The following is a 10,384-nucleotide window of genomic DNA, read 5'->3' on the forward strand; positions in this document are numbered from 1 at the left end:
GTTCAGCGGGAATAGCGAAGGGGGGCTTTATGCGGCTGAATTATCTCATGTTCACGTCGGCCGCCCTCTTGGCCCCGCAAGTGCTTTCCGCCCAGACATCTGCTGACGCGACTTCGGCGTCCAGCGCACAGGGCGACGTGTCCGTCACCATCTATAATAATGACCTCGCGCTGGTGCAGGACGTGCGTCGAATGGCGCTGCCGTCCGGGCGTTCACGGCAGGAGTTCCCTGACGTGTCCGCGCGCATCCGGCCGGAAACGGTGACGCTGTCGGGCGAGGGCGTCGGCATCGTCGAGCAGAATTTCGACTATGACCTGCTGTCCCCCGCGTCACTGATGGAAAAGGCGGTGGGGCAGACCATCACCCTCCTGCGGACCAATCCGGCGACCGGCGTGGAGACGCGGGAGCAGGCGACGGTACTGGCGGCCAACGGCGGCGTCGTGCTGAAGATCGGCGACCGCATAGAGGTGCTGCGTGACGACGGCCTGCCGGTGCGGGTCATATTTTCGTCCATTCCGCCGAACCTGCGCGCGCGCCCGACGCTCAGCGTGACGATGGATACACAGCAAGGCGGCGCGCGGCCCGTGACGCTCAGCTATCTGACGCCGGGGATGAGCTGGAAATCCGACTATGTTGCGCTGTTCGACGAGAAAGCGGGCGAGCTGGACATGCAGGGGTGGATCACCCTCAACAACAGGACCGGAACGACCTTCGCCAACGCCCGCACGCTGCTCGTGGCCGGGGAGGTGGGGCAGGTTCAGCAACGCTATGATGGCTATAATAGAGGACGGCCGCAGCCGCGCGGCAACCAGCCAGGCACCGAAAGCGACGGCGGCGAGCAGTTGGGCGACTTCCACGTCTATCCGATCGACGGTCGCACTACCATCGCCAACGCCCAGACCAAACAGGTGAGCTTCCTGGACGCGTCGGGCGTCCCGGCGGAGCGCGGATATGAATTTCGCAACGGCTGGATGGAGAGCAAGGGCGAGGCGGAAAGCGCCGCATCGGTGCTCAAATTCTCCAATGCCAGGGCCGCTGGCATCGGTGCTGCTCTGCCGGCGGGCACGGTGCGCGTCTATATGCGCGATACACGCGGGCAAGCCCAGTTTGTTGGCGAAAGCGCTATCCCGCACACGCCGGGCGGCTCCACCTTGGCGCTGCGCACCGGCGACGCCTTCGATGTGAAGGTGCAACCTGTTGTGGAGAAGCGCGACGTCATCACCAGTGACGAATGGACACAGTCGGAGCGCTGGCGCGTAACCTACCGCGACGGCACCAAGATGGAAGGCATGGTCGAGCGGCCGCAGAAATATTACCGTACCCAGATGCGCTACATCGTCACCAATGCGAAACCGGCGCCGGTGAAAGTCGACGTGGTCCAGTCTGGACTCGCCCGCTGGTGGGGATGGCGCGACCTGCGCGTCCCGGAGGAGAGCATCAAGGGCGTGCAGGAGGATGCCGACTCCAGGCGCTGGGTCGTACCGGTGCCCGCCAATGGCAGGGCCGAACTGACCGCCACTTTCCTCACGCCCTGGTAAGCGCCTCATGCGCCGCCTTGGGCTGTTTCGGGCACTGTTGATCCTGTTGCTCTGGGTGCCCGTGGCCGCGCGGGCGCAATCGCCCGTGGTCATCTCCGCCGCGCCGGACAAGGTGGCGGTCACCCTCTATCGCGACCCTAAGAGGGGCGAGGGGGACATTGATCGCGACAATCCCGGCTCCTTCGCGCTGGTGGCGGAGACGCGCACGGTCACGCTGCCGCCCGGCGTAGCAGTGATCCGGTTCGAAGGGGTGGCGAGCGGCATCGTGCCGCAATCGGCCATCCTGTTTGGCACACCGCCGAGGGAGCGCAATCGAGACGCGGCGCTGTTGTCGCAAAAGGGGCTGGTGGATGCCTTCACCGGTCAGCGGGTGATTTTGCGCCGTACCGATCCGGCGTCCGGCAGGACGCTGGAGGAAAGCGCGACTATCCGCTCCGCCGCCGACCGGCTGGTGGTGACGACACCGCGCGGTGTGGAGGCGCTTTATTGCTCCGGCTTGCGCCAGACCCTCCTCTATCCAGAAGCGCCGCCAACCCTTTCCGCCAAGCCGGTGCTGTCGATGACGACCAGGGACCAGCCCGGCGGCAGCGTGACGATTACGCTCGCCTATATCGCGACCGGTTTCGATTGGGACGCCACCTATGTCGCCACGCTGGCTTCAGACGGGCAATCGCTTGATCTGCTCGGCTGGTTGACGCTTGCCAGCGCAGACGAAACCAGCTTTGCTGATGCAACGGCCTCAGCGGTGGCTGGACGGGTTAACCGGTCAAAGGATAGCCGCGATGATACGGGGGAAAATGCCAGGCAAGAGGCGCAGTATCTCAACAGGTTCAGCGATTGCTGGCCCGCCGGTAAGACGAGCGATGTGGGCAACGGTCCTCCCGCGCCTCCTCCTCCGCCGCCGATGGCCATCATGATGGATGCTGGCGAAATCGTCGTCACCAGCCAGCGGCGTCAGGAAGCTGTGCAGTCCGCGCCGCTCGCCTTATCCGTGGTCGCCAAGGCGGAAAATCTGGGCGATCTGAAGTTGTACCGCATACCCGTTCCCGTCACGGTCGCCGCGCGATCGCAGAAGCAGGTGGCCTTCCTCGTCAAGGACCAGGTGAAGGGCAGCCTCATCTACCGGTCGCAAATGAGCTGGGACGGGCCGGGCGATCCCCAAATGCTGTTCCGCTTCCACAACGGGAAGGAGGAAGGCATGGGCGATCCGCTCCCGGCGGGACGCGCCATCCTCTATCAAGACAGTCCGTGGGGGCGGATGTATGTTGGTGAAAGCATGACCGGCGACAAGGCCGTGGATGAGGAGGTCGAATGGCCCTTCGCCCGCGCGAGCAATCTTACCGTGGAGGAAGAAAAAGCGAAGGACGGCAAGGACCGTTTGCGCCACACCGTGATCGTGCGCAACGCCAACCCTTTTGCCGTTCGTTTCGAAATGGACTTTCCGCTGAATGACGGACGGATCTTCAGCGGCTTCGGCGGGCGGCTCACCGCCGAGCCGGGCAAGCGGGTATGGGTCATGACCGTCCCCGCGAATGGCGAAGTCCGCCTCCGCTTCCAATCCGCGGTGCCGGAACCAGCCAATGGCTATCACGCTCAAGATGAAAATGCTCTAAGAGCAGATTGACGATTATGACCGGATGACAGTGCTGTAATTCGGTGTCTAGTTGTTTAGTCCCAGCATGTGCTGGTGTGCTTGACGACAAAGATGTCCGGCTTTGATTTCCAGAGTTCCTCGATGGCCTCGTATGGGGTTTTGAACCTGAGAGCCTTGAGCTGCTTGGCGAAGTTGTAGGCTATCAACCAGTCACGGACGTGCTGTCGCAACTCGACGATGGACGCATAGCTCCCTCCGCTGTGATGAGGTCAAAGCCACACCATCACATGTTGGGACTAAACACTTAGCCCGCCGCCTCGGGGCCATCATGCATGCCATGCTGCGCGATGGCACTTTGTTCCAAGCGTGAGATAGGGCAATATCTGCTTGCCAGCGGTGAAGCTTCAAAGCTGATCCGAGGGCGGTGTCCCGAGAGGGAACGCAGGGACGAACGATCTGCGAAGGTAGTCAGATGGACCGAAAAGCCCGCGTCAAGTCAATGCAACGTTCGCCACTGTGAGACCGATACAGCACGACCAAGCTCCAGTTCGGCCAGTGCGGACAGATACATGAACCCCTGAAGGGATCACACCGCCTAGCTGTGCATTACAGATCCTGATCCTAGCTAGAACCTGGCCCTTCTTCGTCGCTCATCGGCTGAGTTGCCCTCTCCAGTAGCGGACGTGCCGACATTCATGGTTTGGATATCAGCATGTCGATAAAAATGAAATCTCCGTGGCGCATAACCGATGGAAGGTCGTCATCGATCGGACAGAACCTTCATAATCCAGCTATCCGATCCAGTTGAAATCGTTGCGTCATACCCCACCCTCATGGGGCTGATTGCGATGTCCTTCCGTATGACAATCGACTCGTCCGACTGTTGATCGGCCGAGGGCTCCTCGCTGGCAAGATCGATTGAAAGCCCCGGTGAAGAGGGAAGTTTGATGCCGTTCTGACTGGCGTAGGCCTTCGATACCGCCGATGCTGACGCGGCAACATCCTCTACAAACCTGAACCGATACAGATTGAACGTGCCAATCCGCGATGGCGTCCATTGAGCGCCTGCGAGCTTGTCCGGAAAGTTGACGTTCAACGCCATGCCGCTAGGCAACAGCGGGGCAGATCCAGCCAAAGCGTCAAGTTTTTTTACCAGGTCGGCGGACAGGCGCGCGATCCTGGGCGAATCCGGATGTGCCAGCCCCGCGTCGTCAACTGTCTTCGCACCGGCGCTCAGCGCAATTGCCGGAATTCCTCTCTGGGCAGCGAATTGTGCCGCGCTCACAGTCCCGGAACCAAGGACTATCGCCCCGACATTCTGGCCTTCGTTCGGGCCGGAAAGGACCAGTTCCGGATCCTGGCCCCAACGGCGCTGGGCAACCACGTCAAGGCCGTAAAGAACCGCCATGGTCGGCGTGCCATCGACATAATGGAAGTCCTCGGCGGGAAGGCCCGCGCGTGACATTCTGCCGGCAGTGATAGCGCCTGCCTTGGCGGCGGCGCTGCGACAATCCTTCTCTAGTCTGGTTGCAGGCGCTGTAAATGTCATGGCCGTACCCGCGCCGCTCTGGTTGGTGCATGGAACCGATACGATGACGTCATGCCCATCTTGCTTCAGGGCGCGGTACAGCGCGACCAAATTGCTCGTTAGGCCATCATCGTTGGTGACGACAATCGTGCGGGCTTCGGCACTGACCGACATAAGGGCGATGATAAGGCCGGACAACAGAACAGGTTTCATTAGACATCCTTGATGGGGCGCGAAAGTTGAAGGAAGAGTGCCCATAGGCCGCTGACAGTCATTGCGCGTACATTACTGCGAGCCGCCCACGGAATAGAGATATCGGGCCAGTGAACATGCACACCAGCCCACGCCTCCAGGTCAAAATGCAAGTCTAGCTTCCAGACCATATGTTCGAGGCTCGTTGTAGGCACCGGCGATATTGCCCGCTAGGCCTGTCCCCTCATAAGGGAACTGGAAGATGCGGTATTGCTTGTTGGTCAGGTTCTTAGTCCAGAGGGAAATCGCGAACTCGTTGTCACCTCCACCCATCCTGATGTCGCCCAACGTTACGCGCCCGTTCAATAGGAAGTACGAACCAGTTGGATAATTCTCATCCGCGCTCACGAAACTGCTCGAATAGATCGCGTCTACGTGGGCGGAGATCGTTCCAAAGCTGAACGGTTCGAAATCATAATCGATTGCAGCGACCGCAGAGTGCTTTGGATCGTTGAGGTCGCCTCCGTTCCGCCGCGCACCGGTAAACGGATTCACGTCCGGACCCACTTTTCCGTCGATGTAAGAATAGCTTCCGCTCAATGTAAGACCGCGGGCGGGAACAACTGTCACATCGACCTCCACCCCGTGAATCTTGGTCGTGCTATCGGCATTCAGCGTTTCAAGATTAGAAGGGTTTGCCGGATTGACGAATTCCACCTGTCGATCCCGATATCGGGTACGGAACGCCGCGATGTTGACCCTTGCCCGGCGATCGAACAGATCGGCTTTGAACCCGACCTCCCAGCTTTCGACCTCCTCTTCGTTGAACGGCCGGAACGTTACCGACCGTGATTGTGCGCCACCGGCACGATAGGCCGTCCCCCAGCGCACATAGGTGTTGATGTCATCGTTCCAGTCGAACGCGACCGTAGCGGCGGGATCAAGCCGCTTCGATTCGAACTGGAATCCAATGTTCGTCGCAGTTCCTCTCAGGGTCGTTAGTGCGCCGTGCTTACGATCGTGAGTCCAACGCAGTCCACCTGTCAGATGCAATCGATCGTCGAGAATCGATGGCGTGAACGTTGCCTGTCCAAACAGCGCCTTCGACCTGGCATGCGCTTCGCTGCCCCGGTCGGGAGGCGGCGTGCGGCTGAAGGGCGTCGGCAGGATCGTATAGGCGGTCCCGGTTGCGTTAAATTGGGCCACGAAAGGCGCAAACGCGCTATCGCTTGCGTCCTCTTCAAAGTAAAAGCCGCCCAGTACGAAATTCACTCGCTCCAGGCTGCCGATCAGTTGCAACTCCTGGCTGAACTGGTCTTGTTCAACGTCGGAAAGGCTGAGCCGGGCGAACAGGCCGTTTGGCGAGAACGCTTGCAGGAGCCCTCCAGCCTGGTCGAACTGCGATTGCTTCAACTTTCGGTAGGCTGAAATGGAACGCAGCGTCAGTCCATCCGTGAAGTTCCAACTGGCATTCAGTGAATGCCCCTCAACCTTGGCGACGCCGGGATCGAGCGGCACACCGGCGCGGCCGCGTTTTACGCGATCGGGTTCAGTGGAAAATATCGGCGGAAGAGCAGGTGCTCCAGCTACGAGGCCGAATATCTGAGTGTAGCCGACCACGGAAGCATCACGCGATTTATCGAAGCTGTAGAGAACATCAATTTCATCGCTGGGTTGCCACAGGGCGGAAACGCGCCCACCCCGTCGATTGTAGGCGTGCCAATCGGACTCGCCGGCAAGCGGGTTATCAACCCATCCCCCCCGTTTGCTCAAAATGCCGTCAAGTTTGATGCTGATTCCAGCGAATTCGGGCAGGTTGACATGCGCCCGGACGTTCCGTCCGTCATAGTTGCGAATGCCGGCGACGAGATCGACGCCGAAACGGCCGGTGGGCTTTTTTGAAACGATACTGAGCGCGCCCCCGACGGCATTGCGGCCAAAAAGCGTCCCCTGAGGGCCGCGGAGGACTTCGATGCGCTCGATGTCGAACATCTCAGTGCCAAGTCCCTGGACGCGCCCCAGATAAACGCCGTCGACATAGATGCCCACCGATGGGTCCCGGCTGATCTGTGATGGATCACCTGAAGAGATTCCGCGCATGCTGACTGAGAAAGCGGAGGTACGTGTTCCCGCGGTTGGAACGATGCGCAGTGCCGGAACAGCGCCACTCAAGAAGTCGCCCAGACTGCTGATGCCCCGGTCTTCAAGAGCTTGGCCGCCGAGAACAGCAATCGAAATCGGTGTATCCTGTAGCGACTCTTCCCGCTTTTGGGCGGTGACAACGATGTCTTCCACGATCGGAGCGGACGTGGCGGCAGTGTCCGCTTGTGCCCCTGTCTGCGCGAGTAGTGGAGACGATGCAAACAGGCTGCATCCGGCCAGCAGTCCGATACGATGTGGCGAAGGTCGTTTCATGATTTCCTCTCCCCCTGTTCAGTGTCACGGGACGGCACCGAATCGTTGGTATAGAAAAGATGTACCATTTCATATCGGCGAGTCAACGAGCACAGCATAGCGCTATGGCAATAGAATCGAATATATGTACAACATTGCCTTACGTCGGCTTCCGGTGCATTTGTTGGCGATGACAGATGTGACGACCCGGTCTTCGCGAAAGATGTTGTCTATCGCGACAGAGATTGGCATGGCCCGCGGCCTGGAGGGCATTCGCGCGCGCCCCGTGGCGCTGGCGGCAGGCTTTAGCCCTTCCCAGGTGAATTATCACTTTGGAGGTCGCGATGCGCTCCTAACGGCCGTCCATCATGTTGTCCGGGAAGAGCAGTTCAGCGCCTTGTCGCAAATGCTTGAATCGGTTTCTCGAATGCCGCTTCACCTGCGATCGATCCCAGGCTTCATGGCGTCCGCCCTTGCTCAACTAGCCCATGACGCCCGGGCCCGCACCCTGTTGCTGCTCGAACTGGATTTGAATGCGGCGAAGTCTGGTCCGCTGTCTTCGGAGATGAAGGAACAGGAATTCTGGGACTGTTTCGATCGTGTGTTCAGTCTTGCCGCTGGTGTCGCATGGAAGTGGAAAGCCCTGTTCGACGGAGCTCTGTGGTGCGCCGTTCTCGACAAGGACCCGATCAGTAATGCAGCCTTTCTTTCCAGGTTGACCTTTCGGTTTGCCTCCCGACTGAACGGTCTGGACGATCTCCCGATTCCAGACGAGGTCCGCGGCGACAATCATCAACGTGAACGTGATGCTGACGTAACCGGCCGACATCCCAGAGCAGCCAAGATCATCGATGCGGCGGTTCGATTACTCGCGAAAGGCGAGAAGATTGGTCATCGTGCGATTGCGGCTGAAGCCAATGTGCCGCTTGCGGCCACGACCTATTTCTTCGCAAGCAAGACCGACATATTGGCCGAGGCATATAGGCTCATCTATGACAGACTGGTCATGCAGGCCCCGATGACCATGGGCTTGTCTGGAGAGCCGGTCAGGCTCGATGGCGCGACAAGGGAAAATCAATTCCTAATGGCGCGGCTGATCCTCGCATCCGTGCGGGACGACAGTTTACAACCGCTGGCGGAGCATATCCGAAATTCCCGAGGACGAAGCTCGACAGAAGCCCTTCGCAAGCTTGGCGCAGTCCGAGCAGATCGCCTTGATGGCTTGTTGCTTGCCTTGTGCCACAACGGCCTCAACAAGCTGGCGCTTCATTTTCCTCCTGCGGAACGGCCCCTGCTCTTCAGTGAGAAAAGTAAGGAACTCCTCTCCAGCTTATTTCCCGAAATATGTTGATGACGATAGAAGGACTACGGCCTGCACAAGACGCTGTACAATCGATGGAGCGACAACGGTATCTTCCTTCGGATGATCGAGGGTCGCTGCGCCTCAGGCTGATGATAGCAAGACAATCATGATCGGCGCGACCTATTTCAAAGCCCACCATACGGCTTCGCCTCGGGCAACAGGGGTGCAGGGCAGGTCGCAACACGCTATGGCAGATGCCGCAGGGCCGCCCATGTTCCGCCGCCATTTCGGCAAGCCATCTTCTACATTCTATCGTTGAACGACTGGTGCCGCTGCCATGGCGGCCGCCCGAACAGGTGCAGCGCGCGTCTAGTGAGTGATTTTCATCGGCTGAAATCGCTGGAGTATCCGTGATGATCAAGCGGGATTGTTGCCAGCAGCGGTCTGCTTTGAGCAGAGCGTTTGCGGTCACTATGAGCTTTCGCATGATGGCGGTGATAGCGATTTTCGCTGGCTTTCCGCCGGTGAGCATCTGCTGATACTTTGCCTTGAGGTCGGGGTTGAAGCATGCGGCGATCAGCGCGGGCATAAAGAGCGCGCGGCGGACGTTGGCGCGTCCGTGCGGTCGCGAACGAGGCGATCTCGGGCATTGATGAGTTCAGCAAGCTGGGCTTGCTGCGCGCTGCGGGCCGACCTGATAGGAGGTCGCAGGGTCGCGGCCATGGGGGCAAGCAGCATTGTGTCGATGTGATCGGTCTTCGCGAGCACTCCTGTGGCCTGGGCAAAGCGCCGGACACGTTCGGGATTGAGCTTAACGCACGGCCAATCAGCCAGCGCTGCCTCCAGCACACGGTGGTATGTCGCGGTTGCCTCATAAGCGATCTGCTCGACCTGCCATTTTTTCGTAGGCAGGTAATCAGCGCCTTGTGGCCTTTGGCTGTGTTGGCGAACTGGCGTTCCGCGCGGCTGGATAGGCATGGCAGTCCAGGCTCGCTTTGGAGATGTCGATGCCGGTCGTCTGCAGTAGATTGTCGCTCATCTTTTCCGCTGTCCCATGCTTGTCATCCGGGCATTGCAGTCCGGGTATCGGTTCGGGCCTTATGAAAAAGAAAGGGGCGATCCCACTTTAAGGCCTGTGGGGATTCATCGTGAGTTGATGACGGCTGCGGCGAGGTGGATCATGGCTTCGAAGCTTTGATCGGTTTTGCAGGGGCGCATGGTGATACGCTTGAATTCCTTGAGTTTGCAGAAAAGTTTTCGAGGAAGTGCCGCCATTTGTACATTTCAGCGTCAAGCGGGATGGCTTGGCGCGGTGTGGATGCTGCGAGATGACGATCTTCGCACCACGCTTATCGAGGTCGGCGACGATCTCGTTGCTATCGAAGGCCTTGTCAGCGAGCGGAGCGCCGAACTCGATGCCATGGCCCCTGCTGTGCTCCAGGGCTGGACCACGGAACGCCCGACCTTCAGCTCGGCGATGATTCGAGCGGTGATCTGTTCGTAGGGGTTCGGCCGGTCACTGGTCTGCGGCCGCTGCGTGCTTGCTGTGCCATCGCGTGTCTCCGCAACGGCCGGCGGCGAGCCTCCTTCTCACTCTGAAAGAGCGGGACGTTGCGGGGCGGCCAGCCCCGCATGAAGGGGTATGACGCGATGCTGAACGCAGCGCCATCAGGGGAAGGCTTGCCCTCCCAGAAAATTTATATGCCAAAGCGTGAAACTAGACGCCGGTGCACGCAACGACGGTGGATGATCCTAAGAAAATTGGAGCGGGCGAAGGGATTTGAACCGTAACCGCCCGATTGTTACCGCGATGGTTGTGCCTTGAAGCGGGCAGC

Annotated in this window: 7 protein-coding genes and 2 pseudogenes; 5 read left to right on the forward strand and 4 right to left on the reverse strand. The window is 59.6% G+C overall.

Going from position 1 to position 10,384, the window contains the following annotated elements:
• The first annotated feature begins 29 nt into the window (after positions 1-29).
• A complete protein-coding gene (locus tag ET21_RS0111665; protein WP_030539838.1) occupies positions 30-1,538 on the forward strand; it encodes a DUF4139 domain-containing protein in 1,509 nt (502 codons plus the stop codon).
• A gap of 7 nt (positions 1,539-1,545) precedes the next feature.
• Positions 1,546-3,162, forward strand: coding sequence for a DUF4139 domain-containing protein (locus tag ET21_RS0111670; RefSeq protein ID WP_051768132.1), 1,617 nt, complete (start codon positions 1,546-1,548; stop codon positions 3,160-3,162).
• 36 nt (positions 3,163-3,198) lie between these two features.
• Here the strand turns inward: ET21_RS0111670 and ET21_RS25825 are convergent.
• The 3 genes and pseudogenes from ET21_RS25825 to ET21_RS0111685 all read right to left on the reverse strand — a co-directional run.
• Positions 3,199-3,380: pseudogene (locus tag ET21_RS25825) on the reverse strand (IS481 family transposase); the annotation flags it as partial.
• A 512-nt stretch (positions 3,381-3,892) separates the two neighbouring features.
• Positions 3,893-4,873: a 5'/3'-nucleotidase SurE gene (gene surE, locus ET21_RS0111680; protein ID WP_051768133.1), complete on the reverse strand. Its 981-nt coding sequence runs from the start codon at positions 4,871-4,873 to the stop codon at positions 3,893-3,895.
• 141 nt (positions 4,874-5,014) lie between these two features.
• Positions 5,015-7,267, reverse strand: coding sequence for a TonB-dependent receptor (locus ET21_RS0111685; RefSeq protein ID WP_030539841.1), 2,253 nt, complete (start codon positions 7,265-7,267; stop codon positions 5,015-5,017).
• 124 nt (positions 7,268-7,391) lie between these two features.
• Between ET21_RS0111685 and ET21_RS26620 the strand changes: the two genes are divergently transcribed.
• Positions 7,392-8,597 carry a TetR family transcriptional regulator gene (locus tag ET21_RS26620; protein ID WP_030539842.1) on the forward strand — a complete coding sequence of 402 codons (1,206 nt, stop codon included), beginning with the start codon at positions 7,392-7,394 and terminating at the stop codon, positions 8,595-8,597.
• A gap of 15 nt (positions 8,598-8,612) precedes the next feature.
• Positions 8,613-8,757: pseudogene (locus tag ET21_RS28475) on the forward strand (IS5/IS1182 family transposase); the annotation flags it as partial.
• Between the two features lie 368 nt (positions 8,758-9,125).
• Here the strand turns inward: ET21_RS28475 and ET21_RS0111700 are convergent.
• Complete coding sequence (locus ET21_RS0111700; protein ID WP_030539843.1) at positions 9,126-9,527, reverse strand: transposase; 402 nt, start codon at positions 9,525-9,527, stop codon at positions 9,126-9,128.
• 238 nt (positions 9,528-9,765) lie between these two features.
• Between ET21_RS0111700 and ET21_RS27690 the strand changes: the two genes are divergently transcribed.
• Positions 9,766-10,053 carry a hypothetical protein gene (locus tag ET21_RS27690; protein WP_156029134.1) on the forward strand — a complete coding sequence of 96 codons (288 nt, stop codon included), beginning with the start codon at positions 9,766-9,768 and terminating at the stop codon, positions 10,051-10,053.
• The last annotated feature ends 331 nt before the right edge of the window (positions 10,054-10,384 follow it).

The sequence above is a fragment of the Sphingobium sp. DC-2 genome, from assembly GCF_000722555.1.
In the GTDB taxonomy this organism is placed as follows: domain Bacteria; phylum Pseudomonadota; class Alphaproteobacteria; order Sphingomonadales; family Sphingomonadaceae; genus Sphingobium; species Sphingobium quisquiliarum.